This window comes from Pararhizobium sp. IMCC21322 (genome assembly GCF_030758295.1).
Classification (GTDB): Bacteria; Pseudomonadota; Alphaproteobacteria; order Rhizobiales.
The window spans coordinates 4948104-4966825 of sequence record NZ_CP132335.1; the positions used below are offsets into that span (position 1 = coordinate 4948104).

At 56.1% G+C, this 18722-nt stretch carries 17 protein-coding genes; 11 read left to right on the plus strand and 6 right to left on the minus strand.

Annotation, left to right across the window (positions count from 1 at the left end):
- Positions 1–168 precede the first annotated feature (168 nt).
- The 4 genes from RAL91_RS23550 to RAL91_RS23565 all read right to left on the minus strand — a co-directional run bounded on the left by RAL91_RS23550 (position 169) and on the right by RAL91_RS23565 (position 4490).
- Positions 169–1116: a D-ribose ABC transporter substrate-binding protein gene (locus RAL91_RS23550; RefSeq protein ID WP_306258664.1), complete on the minus strand. Its 948-nt coding sequence runs from the start codon at positions 1114–1116 to the stop codon at positions 169–171.
- Positions 1117–1213: 97 nt separating this feature from the next.
- Positions 1214–2263: an ABC transporter permease gene (locus tag RAL91_RS23555; protein WP_306258665.1), complete on the minus strand. Its 1050-nt coding sequence runs from the start codon at positions 2261–2263 to the stop codon at positions 1214–1216.
- 23 nt (positions 2264–2286) lie between these two features.
- Positions 2287–3837, minus strand: a complete 1551-nt coding sequence (locus RAL91_RS23560) for a sugar ABC transporter ATP-binding protein (protein ID WP_306258666.1) — start codon at positions 3835–3837, stop codon at positions 2287–2289.
- Positions 3837–4490, minus strand: coding sequence for a DUF2291 domain-containing protein (locus RAL91_RS23565; protein ID WP_306258667.1), 654 nt, complete (start codon positions 4488–4490; stop codon positions 3837–3839). Before RAL91_RS23565 ends, RAL91_RS23560 begins: the two co-directional genes overlap by 1 nt.
- A 394-nt stretch (positions 4491–4884) precedes the next feature.
- Between RAL91_RS23565 and RAL91_RS23570 the strand changes: the two genes are divergently transcribed.
- From RAL91_RS23570 to RAL91_RS23585, 4 genes are all read left to right on the plus strand, one after another.
- Positions 4885–6459, plus strand: a complete 1575-nt coding sequence (locus tag RAL91_RS23570) for an FGGY-family carbohydrate kinase (protein ID WP_306258668.1) — start codon at positions 4885–4887, stop codon at positions 6457–6459.
- Positions 6456–7967, plus strand: a complete 1512-nt coding sequence (locus tag RAL91_RS23575) for a glycerol-3-phosphate dehydrogenase (RefSeq protein WP_306258669.1) — start codon at positions 6456–6458, stop codon at positions 7965–7967. Before RAL91_RS23570 ends, RAL91_RS23575 begins: the two co-directional genes overlap by 4 nt.
- Before the next feature lies 1 nt (position 7968).
- A complete protein-coding gene (locus RAL91_RS23580) occupies positions 7969–8901 on the plus strand; it encodes a sugar phosphate isomerase/epimerase (RefSeq protein ID WP_306263093.1) in 933 nt (310 codons plus the stop codon).
- 152 nt (positions 8902–9053) lie between these two features.
- Positions 9054–10010, plus strand: a complete 957-nt coding sequence (locus tag RAL91_RS23585; protein ID WP_306258670.1) for a sugar-binding transcriptional regulator — start codon at positions 9054–9056, stop codon at positions 10008–10010.
- Between the two features lie 97 nt (positions 10011–10107).
- Here RAL91_RS23585 and RAL91_RS23590 read toward each other — a convergent pair whose 3' ends face one another.
- Complete coding sequence (locus RAL91_RS23590) at positions 10108–11112, minus strand: class 1 fructose-bisphosphatase (RefSeq protein WP_306258671.1); 1005 nt, start codon at positions 11110–11112, stop codon at positions 10108–10110.
- Position 11113: 1 nt separating this feature from the next.
- The gene (locus RAL91_RS23595) at positions 11114–11332 is read right to left on the minus strand and encodes a hypothetical protein (protein WP_306258672.1); all 219 of its coding nucleotides are present in this window, start codon (positions 11330–11332) and stop codon (positions 11114–11116) included.
- A 122-nt stretch (positions 11333–11454) separates the two neighbouring features.
- On the opposite strand from RAL91_RS23595, the gene RAL91_RS23600 reads away from it, so the two are divergent.
- From RAL91_RS23600 to RAL91_RS23630, 7 genes are all read left to right on the plus strand, one after another.
- Positions 11455–12234 (plus strand): DeoR/GlpR family DNA-binding transcription regulator, encoded by a 780-nt coding sequence (locus RAL91_RS23600; RefSeq protein WP_306258673.1) that lies wholly within the window; start codon positions 11455–11457, stop codon positions 12232–12234.
- On the plus strand, positions 12231–12998 hold the full coding sequence (locus RAL91_RS23605) for a triose-phosphate isomerase (RefSeq protein WP_306258674.1): 768 nt from the start codon (positions 12231–12233) through the stop codon (positions 12996–12998). Before RAL91_RS23600 ends, RAL91_RS23605 begins: the two co-directional genes overlap by 4 nt.
- Before the next feature lie 17 nt (positions 12999–13015).
- Complete coding sequence (locus RAL91_RS23610; protein WP_306258675.1) at positions 13016–13471, plus strand: RpiB/LacA/LacB family sugar-phosphate isomerase; 456 nt, start codon at positions 13016–13018, stop codon at positions 13469–13471.
- A 109-nt stretch (positions 13472–13580) separates the two neighbouring features.
- Positions 13581–15119 (plus strand): FGGY-family carbohydrate kinase, encoded by a 1539-nt coding sequence (locus RAL91_RS23615; protein WP_306258676.1) that lies wholly within the window; start codon positions 13581–13583, stop codon positions 15117–15119.
- Positions 15112–16779 (plus strand): glycerol-3-phosphate dehydrogenase/oxidase, encoded by a 1668-nt coding sequence (locus tag RAL91_RS23620; RefSeq protein ID WP_306258677.1) that lies wholly within the window; start codon positions 15112–15114, stop codon positions 16777–16779. Before RAL91_RS23615 ends, RAL91_RS23620 begins: the two co-directional genes overlap by 8 nt.
- A gap of 365 nt (positions 16780–17144) precedes the next feature.
- Positions 17145–17552, plus strand: coding sequence for a hypothetical protein (locus RAL91_RS23625; protein WP_306258678.1), 408 nt, complete (start codon positions 17145–17147; stop codon positions 17550–17552).
- Between the two features lie 323 nt (positions 17553–17875).
- Positions 17876–18715: an ABC transporter substrate-binding protein gene (locus RAL91_RS23630; RefSeq protein WP_306258679.1), complete on the plus strand. Its 840-nt coding sequence runs from the start codon at positions 17876–17878 to the stop codon at positions 18713–18715.
- Positions 18716–18722 lie beyond the last annotated feature (7 nt).

Consider the following 18722-nt stretch of genomic DNA (forward strand, 5'->3'; position numbering starts at 1 on the left):
TTCCAAGCGGCGTACGTTTGTGAGGCATCAATCGCCAATCACACGACTGGACAAGAGCAAACTGAAAAACCGGTTGGATTAGAGGAACACGTCAGATTTATTGTTAAGGTGATTCAGACGTAAAAAAGGCGCCCGTTGGGGCGCCTTTTTCCAAATTTACAGGACCATTTAGTTCGACAAGGTAAATGGTGCTGAGTAGTTGGCTACGTTTTCAGGCGTGATCAGCAGGCAATCAAAGAGCTGCTTTTCTTCGCTCATTTTCGCTGATCCGTTTTTGATATAGTAGTCAGCTTGGATGACCGCTTCGCGGGAGAAGACCGCAACAGGCTGAAGCACAGTGTATGCCATCTCGCCGTTTTTGATGGCTTCAACCGCATCAGGTGATCCGTCAAAACCGCCGACAATAACGCCGTCCAGCTTGCTGGATTCCTTCAGGGCGGCAATTGCGCCCAGCGCCATTTCATCATTACCGGCGATGAGTGCATCGATCACCGGATTTGCCTGAATGATCGACTGCATCTTGGTGTAGCCTTGCGTACGATCCCAATTGGCAACTTCCTCGGCAACTTTCTCAAGCCCAGGATATTGTGACAATACGGTGTTGTAACCGTTAGAGCGTGTCGCTGCGTTGTTGTCAGATGGGTTGCCGAAGAACTCTACGTATTTAGCTTCATCGCCGACCAGTCCCTGCCATGTAACGGCTCCCAGGGCTGCGCCCTGAGCATTGTTGGACACCAGCTGTGCAACCGCAATGCCGCTTTCATTGATCTCGGCGTTGACCAGAAAGACGGGAATGCCCGCCTGGGTCGCTTTGCGCACGACAGCAATCGAACCATCGGCATTTGCCGGATCCAGAATGATTGCCTTGGCACCATTTGTGATGGCCGCGTCGATGAGGTTGGATTCAGCGTTGGTGTCGCCCTTGTGTGCAGACACTGTTGCTTCGTAACCCAGTTCCTCGGCTGTAGCTTTGGCCACTTCGCCTTCCGTGAACCAGTACGGGTTTGCCGGGTCATTGACGATGATTGTGATCAATCCCTCGGCCCAGGCAGATCCTGCCATGAGCGGCAGCGATACCGCCGCTGCAAGCACTGCGCGTTTAGTAAACTTAATCATTATAATAGTCTCCCTTGGTTGATTTTTTGCCGGAGCCCGGCATTTTCCGCGCCAGGTCCACAGGACCTGTGCAGTCGCGAATATTTTGGATCAAAGGCTAGCCTGGCTTGCCTTTTTTTCCGTATTGAATTGAGTTCAGCATGACGGCGAGCACGATAACTGCACCGGTAAACACAGTTTGCCAGTAAGACGACACGCCGGTGATAACCAGGCCCGCTCCCAGGAACACGATCACGAAAGCGCCCAGCAATGTGCCGCGCACCGTCCCGCGTCCGCCCATCAGGGATGCGCCCCCAACGACAACGGCTGCAATGGCTGTCAGTTCGTAAGTGGTACCGGCAGTCGGGCCGGCGGAGGTGAGCTGAGAGCTCAGCACAACACCTGCAATCGCAGCGCACACACCGGACAGCACATAGACCCAGATCTGAACCTTCTTGACGGGCACGCCTGAAAGCTCCGCTGCATTGGCGTTGCCGCCCGTGGAATAGAGCCACCGGCCGAAAGGCGTTCTTGTCAGCAAAAGATGCACAGCGACAGCGACAGCAGTCAGCACGAAAATGCTGATCGGGACGCCCCATAGCCGATTGAAGCCCAGCCATTCAAAGCCGGTATTGCTGAACGACGGGTCGCCCGACAAATTGTTGAATGTCAGCCCGTTGGTCATGAGCAGTGCCACACCGCGCGCTACATAAAGCGTTCCAAGCGTTGCAACAAAAGCAGGTACTTTGAAATAGGCGACCAGAACACCGTTGAGGATGCCAACCAGTGCCCCCATGCACAGCGTCAGGATGAAGACAGCCCAGACAGGGAGGTACAAAATGACGCCCAAAGCTTCCAGCTCGATCCCCTGCATCAGGAACCCCGCGAAAACACCACATAAAGCCAGCGTTGAACCCACTGACAAATCAATGCCGCCGGACAGAATGACGAGCAACATGCCAATGGCCAGAAGGCCGAAAATCGCCACCTGCGACGTCATGATCAGAAAGTTCGGGACGGAAAAGTAATTCGCCGACAGAACCGAAAAGATTGCAATGATGACGATCAGAGCAAAAAATGCCCGCCCCTCAAGCAACAGATGCACAAGGTTTAAGTCGCCAGCCTTCTTGGGCTTGGTTTCTACCGAAGCCGATCTCACATCTGACATTTTGCGGTCTCCCTGCGTATCGGTCATGCAGCCAGGCTTTCGCCGGAGGCTGCCATGATTGCTTCTTTGGTTATGTCCTGAGTGAATTCTGCGACAATCCGGCCGCGCCGCATGACAATGACACGATGCGCGATGGCCAGGCATTCGGTCACTTCAGAGGTTGTGTAGATAACCGCCATGCCGTTTTTGGCGCGGTCCGCCAAAATCCGGAAGACCTCACCCTTGGCACCGATGTCGATACCGCGGCTGGGCTCGTCGAGCAGGATCACTGAAGGTTTGGTCGCCAGCATTTTGCCAATCACGACCTTCTGTTGATTGCCGCCGGACAATGATCCGATGGGCGCATCGGGGCCTTCCGTTTTGACAGTCACTTCCTTGATGGATCGGTCGATGATCGCGTCTTCGTCGTTGGTGTTTGTGAACAGGCTCTTGGTAAAGTTCCCAATCGAAGCGAGCGACAGGTTGCGCCCGACACTCATGGTCTGCACCAGCCCGTCGCGCTGCCGGTCTTCCGGGACAAGAACCAGCCCTGCAGCAATCCGTTGTGAAATCGTCAGTTTCGAAATGTCGTGTCCGTGCAGCAGGATATTGCCGGAACTCGGCGCCAGACGGCCAGCGACGCATTCCATCATCTCGGTACGACCCGCGCCCATCAAGCCATAGATGCAGACGACCTCACCCGCCGCGACCGTCAGATCCAGACGGTCGACAGCCTTTCCAGCGCCTGAGGCCATGGGAACGCAAAGCGCTTCCAACTGCAGCGCCGGTGCGCCAAGCTTGCTCTCGGGCGGTGATCCAAGGTCAAAATTATCACCCACCATATTGCGGACGATCCACTCAAGATCGATGTCTGCACGGGGGCCTTTGGCGGTCATGATCCCGTCCCGCAAAACGACTGCATGGTCGGTAATGGTCAGCGCCTCTTCAAGGTGGTGCGAGATGTAGACAATGCTTACGCCACGCGCCTTTAGGTCGTGGATCACCTTGAAAAGCACCTCGACTTCCGTTGCGGACAGGGCCGATGTTGGCTCATCCATGATGAGAATGCGTGAATTGACTGAAAGCGCACGGGCAATTTCCACAATCTGCTGCTGGCCAAGACGCAGGTCTTCAACCAATGTCAGCGGATCGATGTCCTCCTCCAGATCGCGCATCAAGGCGCGGGTCTGGTCTTCCTGCTCGGCATAATCGACACCGAAGGACCCCATTATTTCGCGCCCCATGAAGATGTTGTCCCGCACATTCATGTTCGGGGCCAGCGACAGCTCCTGGTGGATGATTGAAATGCCCAGTTCGCGGGCCGCGACGGTTGACGTGATCACGACCGGCTTTCCGTCCAGTATCAGCTCACCCTCGGTCGGAAGGTGGACGCCAGACAGGACCTTCATCAAGGTGGATTTGCCTGCACCATTCTCGCCAAAAAGCGTCGTGACCTGCCCACGATGGACGTCGAAATTTACACCTTTAAGGGCCTGAACCGCCCCAAAACTCTTGGCGACATTGCGTGCGGCCAACACAATTTCGGCAGTGTCAGATGCGGCCTGAGGTGCATCTTCCAGGGCATTGGCCGCCATCACTTGACCTCCAGCAACACTGGCGTAACAAGCCAGTTTTTCGGATTGATCATGGTGAAGGCGCCAGTCACTGAAATCGTCTTTCCGGTCAGCGTCTCGCGATCCAGATCAGCCAAAACCTCGGCGGCCATCGCACGATTGATGCCCGCGCCGGAATCCTGATATTCGATTTGATTGGTGAAGGCCCCGAAATCAATGTCGCCCGGTATGTCACGCAGTTCGGTTCCGTTGATGGCAGGTCCGGTTTGGACACGTATCTTCGTGCCCTCCGGCAATCCATCAACGTCAACGGCGAATATACCCGATTTCCCGTCGCCGACCGTGCCTGTAAAACTCACGGCAATAACGGGAAACGTTCCGGCCGAAGTGCCATATGCTGCAATGGCTGCATTTTTGTCAGTCGCCAGTTCCTCGGCGAGCGTCGCCGCTTCTGCCGCGCGCTCTGCGACAATATCGCGGATACGCGGGAACTCTGTCTGTCCAAAGCGATCAGGATCAAAGGCTTGCTGGCGAAGGTCAGCATCAGACCCGATTTGCACCACTGTCGTATCAACGGCCATTGCAACTGCAAGCGCGGCTGCCGCAACCACAACAACAATCCTGCGTCGTGATGTTTTGGTGCCGGTGGCTATTGTGGTGCCAGTCGTGGTCATAACGGTACCCCCTCGTCTTTTTCCGAACCGCGGTCGTTACCCGGGTATTCTTGCCGGTCTTTTGCCAGCACTCGTAAAGGGATTACAGCATTGTAAGTTCGCACAAAACCTCTTTCCCCTGTTGCCGCTCGCGGAACTCCTCAATTCCGTATGCCGACCGGCGCATTGGCACATATAATGATCGCCAACAGATATAACTCTATTTGAAAAAAATTACGTTGTCTGCAAAAAAATTCACACTAGTTTAAATTCTCGTGATAGCCTCATTGGCAGAATTATATCCCGCTCCGATCTGGCCGTTCTTCAGCGCGCGCTGAAAAATGGGCGGTGGCGTTGAACGAAAAGGCAGTGCGCGATGCTTGGAAAGACCCGAAATGGTTCCTAGGGGGTGCCAATGAGTGAGCAGGCAAACCTGATCATCGGTGTTGATGCCGGAACCTCTGTCATCAAGGCAGTCGCTTTTGACCTGTCGGGTCGTCAGATTGCAATTTCCTCGGTGCGCAACACCTACGTCATGGGTGCAAATGGTGCAGCCACACAAAGCCTGTCGCGCACCTGGCAGGACTGCACAACAGCCATTCGTGGCCTTTCCGACAAGATAGATGATCTGGCCAAACGAACGGCAGCCGTCGCGCTCACCGGACAGGGAGATGGCACCTGGCTGGTCGGCGCAGGCAACGAGCCTGTAACCGACGCATGGCTTTGGCTGGATGCGCGCGCAGCACCTACTGTTTCGCGAATTGCCTCCGGTCCCACAGAGCGCGCGCGGTTTGAGGCAACAGGCACCGGGCTCAACACTTGCCAGCAAGGCAGCCAGCTGGCGCATATGCAAGCCAACCATCCTGAATTTCTGGATCGGGCCGAGGTCGCACTTCATTGCAAGGACTGGCTGTTTCTCAATCTTACAGGTGTTCGTGCAACGGATCCTTCAGAGGCCAGTTTCACCTTCGGAGATTTTCGAAACCGCCAATACAGCAGTACTGTGATCGACGCTCTCGGCCTTACCAATCATCGCCACCTGCTGCCAGACATCATTGACGGCACACAGGAAACAAGTCCCCTGACGGCAGAGGCCGCCCGGGCCACAGGTCTGCGTGAAGGGACACCCATATCGCTGGGCTACGTGGATATGGTGATGACGGCGCTCGGCGCAGGTGTTCACACCGGCGATGAAGGGGCAGCCTGTTCAACCATCGGCTCGACCGGCGTTCATATGCGGGCAGTGAAATCCGACAAGGTCTATCTGAATGTCGAAGGCACGGGCTACGTCATCTGTTTGCCAGTGCCAGACATGGTCACACAGGTGCAGACCAATATGGCCGCCACGCTGAACATCGACTGGGCCTTGTCGCTTGCCAGCGACCTGCTTGCAGAACATGGTGCCGCGCCCAGTCATTCAGATCTCGTGAACCGCATGGATCACTGGCTTGAAAATGCGGAACCTGGCGCGCTGGTGTACCACCCCTACATCTCCGAAGCTGGCGAGCGTGGACCTTTTGTCGACGCGAGTGCAAGGGCCAGCCTGATCGGCTTGAACAGCACACACCGCTTCCCGAACCTAATCCGTGCGATTGTGGAGGGGCTCGGCATGGCCACACGCGATTGCTATGGCGCGATGGGTGAGATGCCTTCCGAATTACGCCTGACCGGAGGTGCCGCACGCTCGGCGGCTTTGCGCAAAGTGTTGGCAAGCTCTCTGAATATTCCGGTGCGCGTGTCCGCACGCGATGAAGCAGGCGCTGCCGGATGCGCCATGATGGCTGCAGTTGCCATCGGCGTGTATCCGAACATGGACGCCTGCGTTGCGGAATGGACCACCCCGCTTCTGGGAGAACACGAGCCAGCAGATCAGAGCCTGGTGCCGGTCTACGACGGGCTTTTCACGACCTACCGCGCCGCGCGCGAGGCATTGCCCCCAATCTGGGACAGTCTTGCTGCGCAGCGAGCCGTTCAAGGAGTAAATTCATGACAGAAATTCCGAAGGTCGATCTTTTCGTGATCGGAGGCGGCATCAATGGGGCGGGATTTGCGCGTGATGCCGCTGGCCGTGGTTTGAGCGTTGTACTGTGTGAGAAAGACGATCTGGCCGAGGGCACGTCGTCCCGGTCTGGAAAGCTGGTTCATGGCGGCTTGCGATATCTTGAATATTATGAATTCCGGTTGGTGCGCGAAGCTCTTATTGAACGCGAAATCCTGATGAATAACGCGCCGCACATCATCTGGCCCATGCGGTTTGTTCTGCCACACAGCCCGCAGGATCGCCCCGCATGGCTCGTGCGTCTCGGGTTGTTTCTTTACGACAACCTTGGCGGGCGCAAAAAACTGCCCGGCACGCGGACACTCAATCTGCACCGCGATCCTGAGGGCGCGCCAATCAAGGACAGCTACACCAAAGGCTTTGAATATTCCGATTGCTGGGTGGATGATGCGCGCCTGGTGGTGTTGAATGCGGTCGACGCCGCCGAGCGCGGCGCGGTCGTTCTGACCCGCAGCCCCTGCACCTCTGCACGCCGCGAAGACGGTGTTTGGCGCGTCACGACAAGCAACAAGCTGACCGGCCAGACACAGGACTTTGAGGCCAGGGTTTTGGTGAATGCGGCTGGTCCATGGGTCACAGATGTTCTCACCCGCGTTGCCGGGTCGAATTCGACGCGCAACGTCCGTCTGGTCAAGGGCAGCCACATTATTGTGCCAAAATTTTGGAAGGGTGAGCAGGCCTACCTGGTTCAGAACCACGACAAACGCGTCATCTTCATCAATCCTTATGAGCGCGACAAGGCACTGATCGGCACAACCGACATGGCCTATGAGGGCCGCGCGGAAGACGTGACAGCGGGCGAAGATGAAATCCAGTATCTGATTGATGCAGTGAACCGCTATTTCAAGGAAACGCTGACGCGGGAAGACGTGCAAACCACCTTCTCTGGTGTGCGCCCATTATTCGATGACGGTCAGGGCAACCCATCTGCGGTAACGCGTGATTATGTGTTCGACCTTGAAGAGACCGGGGGTGCGCCGATGCTGAATATTTTCGGCGGCAAGATCACGACTTTCCGCGAACTGGCTGAACGCGGGATGCACAAGATCAAGAAATTCTTCCCCGAAATGGGCACCGACTGGACAGATTCAGCGCCCCTGCCCGGTGGAGATATGGCGAATGCCGACTACGAGGCTTTCCGGGACACAATGAAGGCAGATTTTCCCTGGATGCCACGCGATTTGCGCCGCCATTTCGGCAGGCTTTACGGCACGCGAATTACCAAAATCGTTGGTGATGCGTCATCCCTTGACGGACTTGGGCGGCATTTCGGCGGGACCCTTTATGAGGCTGAAGTGAATTACCTCGTCAAGCATGAGTGGGCGCAGACAGCCGAAGATATTCTGTGGCGACGCACGAAGCACCGGCTGCATCTGAGCGAGGGTGAGCAGCAGGCATTCACGGATTGGTTCAACAATGCCCACGCCAAGGCCGCATGATATGGCGCTGACGCTCTCACTGAATACGAACCCTTTGGTGAATCGCTTCGCTGAACCGGACGATCTGATAGATGCCATCGCACATGATATTCGTATTCGTGACATCCAGCTGACGCATGAATTTATCAATCCAGGTTGGCCGGCCCCGATCCTACGGCGTCTGACGCGAGACATGGGGCGTGCGCTGGAACGCACTGGCGCGCGAGTCACGTCCGGCATGACAGGGCCTTACGGTCGGCTCAATCACTTCGGCCATCCGGATGCTGACATACGCCGCTATTACGTGGATTGGTTCAAAACCTTTGCCGATATCGTGGGTGATCTGGGGGCAAGCTCGGTTGGCACGCAATTCGCAATCTTTACCTACAAGGATTACGACGATCCCGCTCGCCGGGAAGACCTGATCCAGACTGCGATCGACTGCTGGGCCGAAGTCGCGGAGCACGCCAAATCTGCCGGGTTGAGCTATGTGTTCTGGGAGCCCATGAGTGTGGGCCGCGAATTCGGTGAAACGATTGCCCAAAGTATGAAACTGCAGGATCGGCTGACAGCTGCAAAGATGGCAGTGCCGATGTGGATGATGGCTGACATCGACCATGGCGACGTTACCTCAACCAACGCGGAGGACACCGACCCTTACGCGTGGGCGCGGGCCGTGCCGAGGGTCAGCCCGATCATCCACATCAAACAGGCGATGAAAGACAAATCCGGCCACCGGCCCTTCACGGCTGCTTTCAACGCCAAGGGAGCAATTCAGCCCGAGCCTCTTCTGAAGGCCTTTGCCGATGGTGGTGCCAAAGACAATGAAATCTGCCTTGAATTGTCGTTCAAGGAGCGCGAACCCAATGATCGGCATGTGATCCCTCACATTGCAGAAAGCGTTGCATTCTGGGCACCCCATATTGACAGCGGGGTTCAGGACCTGAATGTCTAGTTCACCCTTTTTCTCTGATCATCAACCGCCTGATATGCAAGCTCGACAGCACTTGCTTCGCAGACCAGGTAAAGCGCTTATATAGAAGCGCCGACCAATGGGCTGGAAGCACAGTATTTGTGCGCCAAATGCCTGAACAAGGAGGCACCTCAATGGCCAAGGATCGTTTGTCAGGAGATGAAGAATACTCTTTGGCAATACGTGCGGCATGGTTGCACTATGTCGGCGGTTTGCGACAAGCCGAGGTTGCCAAGCGCATCGGTGTTCCATCGGTCAAGGCACATCGCCTGATTGCGCGCGCAGTTGCAGAAGGCGCTGTCAAAGTCAGCATCGAAGGCGAAATCATCGAATGCATCGAGCTTGAGGGAGCCATGTGCGAGCGCTTTGGATTGGACACGTGTGAGATTGCGCCTGATTTGGAAGAGGAAGGGCTGCCGCTGCGTACGCTTGGTCTGGCAGGGGCTGCGCGCTTGCGGCGATGGCTCGAAAGCGGAGAAGAATTGACGATTGGCATCGGCCATGGACGCACCCTGGCCGAAGCGGTCCGCGCCATGCCACGCTTTAAAACCAGCGGCCTCAGTTTCGTCTCGCTTCTTGGCGGGCTGACACGCAATTTCGCAGCAAACCCGCATGATGTGATACATATGCTCGCGGAGAAAACCGGCGCTCGAGCCTATGTGATGCCGGTGCCATTCTTTGCCAACACCACTGAGGATCGCGAGGTTCTGCTGGCGCAGCACGGCGTCAAGGAAGTGTTCCAGCTGGCGAAGAACGCACCCCTCAAGATCGTGGGCATCGGGACGGTTGAAGCCGAAACCCAGCTTGTAACTTCCGGGATGATCGAGCCCTCGGAAATCGAAGCGATTTCACGCGCTGGCGGTGTCGCCGAAATGCTTGGCCATTTCTTTGATGGTGATGGTCAGGCTTTGGAAACGCCCCTTACATCGCGGACACTCGCAGTGTCACTCAGCGAAGGTCAAAAGGATCGCATCATCGCAGTTGCGGGTGGGCCAGAAAAAATCGAACCTCTTCGGGCCATCCTCAAAAGCGGTCAGTTGTCAGGTCTTGTCACTGATGAGCGCACGGCCAAGGCTCTTTTGTCAAAGTGAGTCCCTGATCAAAGGCCGAGGCAGCTCGCTCTCCCGAAATAATCAACCCCATGGCAACCCAATCTTTGGCGGAGGGCAACGTTTGACATGAGGGACTCTATTTGTCGGATTGTGTGAGATAGTCGTGAAGCTTGGAGACTTCGGCTCTCGCGCCGAAAAACAGCGGAACCCGTTCGTGTGGAGTGTTCGGAATCAGGTCGAGTATCGGGCGTGAACCATTGGTTGCGGCACCGCCTGCCTGCTCAATCAGATAGGCAATCGGAAACGCTTCATAGGCCAGACGCAGAAAACCGTTCTCACGTCCCGGGCGGCTGTCACCAGGATACATGAAGAATCCACCACGTCTCAGAATGCGGTGCAGATCCCCCACGGCGGCTGCAATCCAGCGCATGTTGAAATCAAGCTCTCTCGGTCCATCCTCGCCCAGCAGCAGATCATCGACATACCGCCTGAGATCAGGTGCCCAGCGCCTATGGTTTGATGCGTTGAAAGCGATGGACGTGCAGGTATCCTCGATGGTGACGCCGTCTTCGTCCAGGATGAATGCGTCCGAGTCCGGGTCGAATGTCGCAATCGCTACACCGGATCCGACACTGCAGCCAAAATCAACACTATGGCCAAAGGAAACATACCCCGCTGCGATAATATCCCGGCCCTGACGCAGGAAGCTTTCACCTGCGGGAAAGACGCAAAACAGGACACCCAGCGGCGCGCCAATCCCGATATTGCCGGAACCGTCGATAGGATCAATCGCCACATCAAAATGGCCTTCAGGGTCAAGACCAATGACCTCTTCAGCCTCTTCGGACAGAATATTGGCTACCGACAAGGTGCACAGGGCGTCCAAAAAGTGGTCATGGGCCGCAACATCAAGTGCCTTTTGCCTGTCGCCAGACTGGTTGGTCCCAATGACAGCGCTGGGATCGCCGGTCAGTTGGCCTTGGGCCAGGCGAGCCGCCAATGGGATGCTTGCTTCCGCGATCCCGCCCACAAGAGCCGCAAGCGCTTGCCGGTTACCATCCACACCAGCCCAGGCAGTCAGATGTGCCGCGAGCGTGGGTCCGCGCACGACGTCGTCTGATGAAAGGTGTAAAACGTCCATGTCAGCCATTGCACAGAATAACCCTGTCACCATCCGGCGTGCCAGCGTCGCCGGAATTTGCAGTCTCCACAGCATCCATACGCGGCGCGCAGATGCCATTGGCGAGCGCGAAGGTCGGCGCGTCAGTGGGTGTGTCTCTGGATGCGTCTTTGGGCGCGTCTCTGGGCGCGCCGGGGAAATGCCTTCCAGAAGGGGCTTGGAGCTGCGGTTCGCTTGGCATCACGTCCTCTTTGGTTGCGACAATACTACCCCCTGTGCCAAAATATAACAACAATAAATCACAATATCACATTATTGACGTAACATTTGTGATGTGTAATGTTACTTTTAGGAGGCGGCTCTGTGAAACGGGATGAACGGCAACAAGCAATCATGGACCTGTTAGTGGCCCAGGGAGAGGTGGAACTTGACCGCCTTGCCATGCATTTCGATGTCTCCAAAATGACGATCCATCGTGATCTGGATGAGCTCGAAAGTGCCGGGCTTTTGCGCAAAGTGCGCGGTGGTGCGACGATTCAGTCAGGCAACCAGTTTGAAAGTGATTATCGGTTTCGCGAGCGTCAGGGCGCTGAGGTAAAATCCTCAATCGCCGAGGCCGCTCTGGACCTGATCGAACCGGGAATGACTGTCATGATAAATGACGGCTCCATGGCAGCTGTCCTTGGGCAAAAAACCGTGGCAAAGCGGCCATTGACCGTGATCACCAACAATGCTGCCGTGATCGATATCCTGCGCGGCGAGGTCGGGATAACGATGATAGCACTTGGCGGTGTGTATTCGGCCAAGTTCAATGCCTATTTGGGAAAAGTCACTGAGGACGCACTGGCGGGCCTGCGAGCGGATTTGGCCTTCATCTCTTCGCCCGCCGTGTCCGGTCTTGAAGTCTTTCATATGGATGACAGTGTTATGCGCGCCAAACGCGCCATGATGGCGCAGGCGACAACCCGCTGCCTTCTCGTCAATCATACACGTTTCGGACAGGCAGCGCTGCATAGACTGGCCGCCCTCTCCGAATTTGAACACATCATCACAGACCGATCTCCCGGACCCGAAGCCTGCGCCGCTTTGAGCCAAGAGGGGATCGTCCTGACTATTTCAAACACGCAGGAGACAGACATATGAACCAGGCCAAATTATGGATCGGCACCAGCTGGAAAATGAACAAGACACTGGCCGAAGCTCAGCTTTTTGCCCGCGAGTTGGCCAAGGCAGACGCCGCGCATGATGCGCGCATTCAGCGTTTTGTCATCCCGCCCTTCACCGCCGTGCGGGACGTGCAGAAAATCCTCTCCGATACGTCCGTCAAGGTTGGTGCGCAGAACATGCATTGGGCCGATCAGGGTGCCTGGACCGGCGAAATTTCCCCGCTGATGCTAAAAGATTGCGGCTTGGATCTCGTGGAACTTGGGCACTCTGAAAGACGTGAACACTTTGGAGAAACCGACGAAGCCGTCGGATTGAAAACCGAAGCCGCCGTGCGGCATGGATTGATCCCGCTGATCTGTATCGGAGAGACATTACCACAGCGCGAAGCAGGCCGGGCACGTGAGGTCCTCGAGGCACAGGTGCGTGGCGCGCTTGGCAAGCTGAGTGCCGAGCAAAAAACCTTCCCCATTCTGCTCGCCTACGAACCGGTCTGGGCGATTGGGGTCAACGGCATTCCCGCCACGTCGGATTATGCCGACGCACGACAAGCCGAAATCATCGCGGTCGCGCAGGACATACTGGGCCGCAAAATTCCCTGCCTTTACGGCGGGTCAGTGAACCCGGCTAATTGCGAAGAACTGATCCAATGCCCGCATATTGACGGACTCTTTATCGGGCGCTCTGCATGGGAAGTCGAAGGCTATCTCGACATTCTCACGAAATGCGCCGCATCCATCTAACCGCGAAAGGACACGACATGAAAATTGCAATCGCAGGAGACAGCGCAGGTGAAGGATTGGCCCAAATTCTGGCCGAGCACCTGAAAGACAAATACGAGGTCACGGAAGTATCCCGTGTTCACGGCAAACCAGACCCGTTTTATGCAAATTTGGCCGACCGGGTCGCATCTGCGGTGATTGCAGGCGACTATGACCGCGCCATTCTGGTGTGCGGAACCGGGATTGGTGTACAAATCTCCGCCAACAAGGTTGCTGGCATCCGGGCCGCCCAATGTCACGACACCTATTCAGCCGGCAAAGCAGCCACATCAAACAACGCACAGATCATCACAATGGGCGCGCGCGTGATAGGAACGGAACTGGCCAAGGACATTGCCGATGCCTTCCTCTCTGCTGAGTTCGATCCGCAGGGCCGGTCTGCCGGAAACGTCGATGCAATCAGTGATGTAGCCGCGAAATACACCAAAGACTGATCAAAGCCGGCAAGTGCCGCGCAAGGCAGGCCACTTTGAAACAGCATAGTCAGAGCTCTCCCTCTCAAGGCTCTGGCTAGGCTACCAACACAAGCAACAGGACTGGCGCATGAGCCGTATTCTGGCAATTGACAGTGGTCTGACTGTCACCAAGGCCGTCGTCTTCGACACGAACGGGCGACAATTAGGCGTGGCGCGTCGAAACGTGCGCCAGTTGATGCCCGGGCCGCGCCGGGTTGAACGGGACATGATGGACTTATGGCATCAGACCGCTTCGGCGATCCGCGATGTGATGGTGGCGACTGCAACCGACGCAAGCGATGTTCTGGCCGTTGCTGCCACCGCGCATGGGGATGGGCTTTACCTTCTGGACAATGAGGCGCTGCCGCTGGGAAACGGAATATTGTCCCTCGACAGCCGTGCAACGGAAATCATCAATAACTGGCAAATATCCGGTATCGACCGGCAAAGCCTCGCCATGACGGGGCAGATGCCCCATGTCTCTGCACCGTCGGCGCTGCTGGCGTGGATGCAGCAGGAAGAGCCTGACCGTTTTGCGAAAATCGGCCACGTGATTGCCTGCAAGGATTGGCTGCGGTTTTGCCTGACGAACGCCCTTGGAACGGACCGGACCGAGGCAAGCACATCCTTCACCGATGTGCACAGTCAGAACTACTCAGACGACGCCCTTGCCCTTTTTGGTCTCAGTGCGCTGGCGCAGGCGCTTCCAGAAGTGAGCCATTCCGCAGAAATCATCGGCACAATCTCCAACGACGCCAGCAGGTTGACCGGTCTTAATCCGGGCACACCAGTGGCCGCAGGCCTGCATGATGTGACAGCCTCAGCACTTGGCATTGGCGCGCATGAGCCCGGCATTGTCGGGATTGTCGCCGGGACATACTCGATCAATGAATGCGTCTCAACCACCCCGCTTACAGATGAGAATTGGTTCTGCAGAAACGCGGTTGATCCAGGATACTGGAACAACATGGCGATCTCTCCGGCGTCGACAACCAATTACGACTGGTTTCTGGACACGTTCTGTGCGGCGGATCGCAAACTCGCCGAAGCAAGCGGCGAGACAATTCATGCAGCCCTTGCACCGGAGATAGACGCGGCACTGGAACGCGCTTCGTCGGCTCTCTATCACCCATATCTTTTCGGATCCCCCTTCGGAGCAGCCCCAAGTGCAAGCTTTTTTGGCCTGCGCGGCTGGCACAATCGCGGCGACGTTCTGGCAGCTTTGCTGGAAGGAATTGCCTTCAACCACCGCCAGCATATCGATGCACTGCGCGGCACATTTCCCGCTACACAAGCGCGCCTGACAGGCGGGGCATCCCGCAATGTAACGGTCGCACAGCTTTTTGCCGATGTACTGGCAATACCGATGACAGTAACCGATACCGACGAAGCCGCCGCATGGGGGGCAGCACTTTGCGCCGGGGCCGCTGTTGGCGTGTTCGAACGCTTTGATGCAGACCCTCGGGATCTGGCTGCAACATCGAAGACCTATCATCCGCGCCCCGAACGGGTTTCACACTATGAAGAACGTTACGCCGCCTATCTGAACCTTGCTGAAACCTTGCCGGATGCATGGCAACAACTGAATGCGCTGGAGGCACTTGGTGGCAGGGGATCGCATGACTGACACTGCCCCACATGACTATGACGTTCTGATTATCGGCGCCGGAATCAACGGTGCGGGATTGTTTCGGGATCTCTGCGAGCAAGGGTTGCGCTGTCTGATCGTCGACAAGGGCGACTTTGGATCAGGCACCAGTGCAGCACCATCACGTTTGATCCACGGTGGTCTCAAATATCTGGAAACCGGAGAATTCAGGCTGGTTGCAGAATCGACTTACGAACGAAACCTCTTGCTGCGCAACGCGCCACATCTGGTTACGCCCTTGCCGACGATCATTCCGATCTATTCCTGGACCAATGGCATATGGCCCGCCATCCGCACCTTCTTCGGTTCCAAAACCGCACCGCGAAGCCGGGGCGCTGTTCTCATCAAAATCGGATTGAAGCTTTATGATTTTTATGGATCCCGTGCACGCCAGATGCCCCGTCACAAAATGCTCAGCCGCAAACGTGCGCTTTCCGAAATTCCCGCCCTGAACCCCGACATAGTCGCGGTAGGAACCTATCACGATGCTGCTGTTTCAGCTCCGGAACGGCTGGTTCTTGAACTTGTTCAGGACGGTGTGGCCGCCAATGACAGCTCAGCAGCGCTGAACTGGACCAGTGTTGAAAGCCAGGTTGGCGGCGTCGTGCACTTGTCAGGACCTGAAGGCACGCGAATGGCCATTCGGCCGAAAATTGTGGTGAATGCCGCAGGACCCTGGATAGACCGGGTCAATGCCAGTCTGGGCATGAACACGTCGCTGATCGGCGGCACCAAAGGATCTCATATTCTTATTGATCATCCCGAGCTGTTGAAACAGCTCCAGGGGCGCATGATCTATTTTGAAAGCAATGACGGTCGTATCCTGCTTGTCTTTCCCTATCTGGGCAAAGCGCTGGTCGGGTCAACAGACATTCCGGACAGCGATCCGGACAATGCTGTCTGCAGCGATGATGAGACCAGCTATTTTCTGCGCAGCCTGGCTGAACTGCTGCCCGGCCTCGCATTTGACCGCGATCAGATCGTCTATTCCTATGCCGGAATCCGCCCGCTGCCAAACTCAGAGGGCGTTGCTCCGGGCCTTATCAGTCGGGATCATTCGGCACCCTTTGAGGCTGCAGGGCCAGGCAGGCCCTTCCCGGTCATATCGCTTGTCGGCGGAAAATGGACAACCTTCCGAGCCTTTGCGGCAGATGTTGCCAATACAATCCTTGGTCATTTGGAGCATTCCCGGCGGATACAGACTGATGCACTGCCCATCGGCGGCGGGCGCGACATGCCTCAAGCCGCTGACGACCGCGCGGTATGGGTCGCCGGGCTGGCGCAACAATCCGGCGCACGCCCCGAACGGACCGCTGAATTGCTGGAGCGATACGGAACAACTGCGCTCCAGATTGGTCTTCAGGAAGGCACAGCACCTGTATTTATCGGCGCAACGACTTTCAGTGAAGCCGAGATCGGCTGGATCGCACGTAACGAAAAGGTCCAGCATCTGGAGGATGTACTTCTGCGCAGAACGCAACTCGCAATCACGGGTCAGTTAACCGAAGAGATTATCGAGCATATCTGCAAGGTCACCGGGAATGCATTGGAATGGAGCGACGCACGCCGCCAAAGCGAATTGAATTCGGCCCGCAAGACATTGGCCGAAAAGCACGGCATTGAGCTTCTGCAGAAGTAAGGGCAGCGCTCTCTGCCTGCATGCGTGTAATCCGTCACGGCTTTTCAGACAGCCTGACTGTCAAAAGCAACAAGCACTATGCCCGCTGTTGTCCGCTCGCTGCCACCAACAGTCGATGACCTTCCCTATGCATAATTTTTTACATTCCACTTTCACCAGCCCCTGTTGTTCCCACGAACTTGGAAGCCGTGTCAGGTCCGCAGTTTCCCAATGAAAGATTCTCGGTTCATTGAAGTTGACCGGCATCAATTCCTCGCAGGTGGCTGCAGGATATCCTGCAACGAGACATGAAGAAGAGATTTATGATCGGTGACAGGCCGTCCATCCATGTCAGGGGCGCTTGATAGAGAGGGAGAACATGTAAAATGGCCACAACAAACTCCAGCAGCCGTGCCTTGAAGATCACCGCAGGCGTGGCAATCCTGTTCGGTGCGCTGAGCGTTTTCTCAGGTGGCCGTGTTCTGTTCGGCAGTGACGAAGCGCGCGCGGCGGTGGGCGATGCGGTGCTGTTCGTGCTTTGGTTCAATTTTCTGGCCGGGTTTGCCTATATCGTGGCTGGCATCGGGCTGTTTTTGCAGCACCGCCCGGCTATTTGGGTTTCTTTCGGCATTCTGGCTGCTACTACACTGGCGTTTTTAGCCTTCGGCAACCATGTTCTGCAAGGCGGCGCCTATGAAATGCGCACCGTCGGCGCGATGATCCTGCGCATAGGTATCTGGGCAATCATATCAGTTGTGGCCTGGCGGCATATCGGGCAGACGCCAAGACCCTGATGCGATCAACCCTCGATCCTCTTGCTCGCCATCCGGCAGATCACGGGAACGCCTCCAAGAAAAGATCATCCAGAAGATTCGAACTCTGTCCCGGCAGGTCTCCAATTTGCATTTCATAGCTGGAAATCGGCGCAAAAACGCAGGAAGGAGCCGTCTCTATTCAATCACTTTCGAGGTAACTTATCTGTTGACCAGATTTTAACGATGATTTGTTCTGCCCACCGCACGTCTCTGGTTGCCTTTGTTCCTGTGTACACTGGACTCTGGCGCGCCAATTCGGCAACACTCGCATTTGAACAATCAGTCCAGATAAGGAGAGCAAAATGTCGTCATTTCAGCTGAAGGCTTTTGGGTTTGGTACCGTGCTGGCAGCAATTGCGGCCCTAAGCACACCAACCTATGCGATGGAAACCTGCGCAACCGGCAAAACAATTACGGAAGGCAAGCTGACAATTGCGACCGGAAACCCGGCTTACTATCCTTGGGTGCATGATGATACGCCGGAAAGCGGCAAAGGGTTTGAGGCAGCTGTCGGCTATGCCGTGGCTGACAAAATGGGCTTTGCCAAAGATGATGTAATTTGGGTGCGCACATCCTTTGACGAAGCAATTCAGCCCGGCGCGAAAAGTTTCGACTTCAATATGCAGCAATATTCAATCACAGAAGAGCGCGAGAGAGTTGTTGATTTTTCCGCCCCCTATTATGCAGCGCCCGCCGCGATTTTAGTTCGTCAGAAGACCGTTGATGCCGGTTTGAAGCCAGAAATGGCGGCACTCAAAGCTCTTAAATGGGGTGTCGCGCAAGCAACAACAGCCTTGCCGGTTGTCACACAAACCATCCAGCCGGAAAGCGATCCTCTGTTTTACGATGATACGGCCAATGCGGTTGCTGCCATGCAAGCAGACCAGATTGATGCTGCAATCTTCGATTTGCCGACAGCGCTCTATCTGTCTGCCGTTGTCCTGGAAGACGGTGTGGTGCTGGGCCAGTTTCCCGCAGCGCAGTCGGACAATCCTGACCAGTTCGGCATGTTGATGGCTGATGGCAACCCGATCAAGGAATGCGTTAATGAAGCACTGGCGGAACTGAAAACAGATGGCTCTCTGACCGCAATTGAGGCGGAATGGTTGCAGGCTGCGACCAATGTCCCACTCGTTAAATAGCAGCTGC

Coding starts and splice junctions, on each gene's coding strand:
- RAL91_RS23560 (WP_306258666.1), bottom strand. CDS start 3,837: ATGGCGGCCAATGCCCTGGAAGATGCACCTCAGGCCGCATCTGACACT.
- RAL91_RS23575 (WP_306258669.1), top strand. CDS start 6,456: ATGACAGAAATTCCGAAGGTCGATCTTTTCGTGATCGGAGGCGGCATC.
- RAL91_RS23595 (WP_306258672.1), bottom strand. CDS start 11,332: ATGCCAAGCGAACCGCAGCTCCAAGCCCCTTCTGGAAGGCATTTCCCC.
- RAL91_RS23565 (WP_306258667.1), bottom strand. CDS start 4,490: ATGACCACGACTGGCACCACAATAGCCACCGGCACCAAAACATCACGA.
- RAL91_RS23570 (WP_306258668.1), top strand. CDS start 4,885: ATGAGTGAGCAGGCAAACCTGATCATCGGTGTTGATGCCGGAACCTCT.
- RAL91_RS23590 (WP_306258671.1), bottom strand. CDS start 11,112: ATGGACGTTTTACACCTTTCATCAGACGACGTCGTGCGCGGACCCACG.
- RAL91_RS23605 (WP_306258674.1), top strand. CDS start 12,231: ATGAACCAGGCCAAATTATGGATCGGCACCAGCTGGAAAATGAACAAG.
- RAL91_RS23615 (WP_306258676.1), top strand. CDS start 13,581: ATGAGCCGTATTCTGGCAATTGACAGTGGTCTGACTGTCACCAAGGCC.
- RAL91_RS23620 (WP_306258677.1), top strand. CDS start 15,112: ATGACTGACACTGCCCCACATGACTATGACGTTCTGATTATCGGCGCC.
- RAL91_RS23630 (WP_306258679.1), top strand. CDS start 17,876: ATGTCGTCATTTCAGCTGAAGGCTTTTGGGTTTGGTACCGTGCTGGCA.
- RAL91_RS23585 (WP_306258670.1), top strand. CDS start 9,054: ATGGCCAAGGATCGTTTGTCAGGAGATGAAGAATACTCTTTGGCAATA.
- RAL91_RS23625 (WP_306258678.1), top strand. CDS start 17,145: ATGGCCACAACAAACTCCAGCAGCCGTGCCTTGAAGATCACCGCAGGC.
- RAL91_RS23550 (WP_306258664.1), bottom strand. CDS start 1,116: ATGATTAAGTTTACTAAACGCGCAGTGCTTGCAGCGGCGGTATCGCTG.
- RAL91_RS23555 (WP_306258665.1), bottom strand. CDS start 2,263: ATGTCAGATGTGAGATCGGCTTCGGTAGAAACCAAGCCCAAGAAGGCT.
- RAL91_RS23580 (WP_306263093.1), top strand. CDS start 7,969: ATGGCGCTGACGCTCTCACTGAATACGAACCCTTTGGTGAATCGCTTC.
- RAL91_RS23610 (WP_306258675.1), top strand. CDS start 13,016: ATGAAAATTGCAATCGCAGGAGACAGCGCAGGTGAAGGATTGGCCCAA.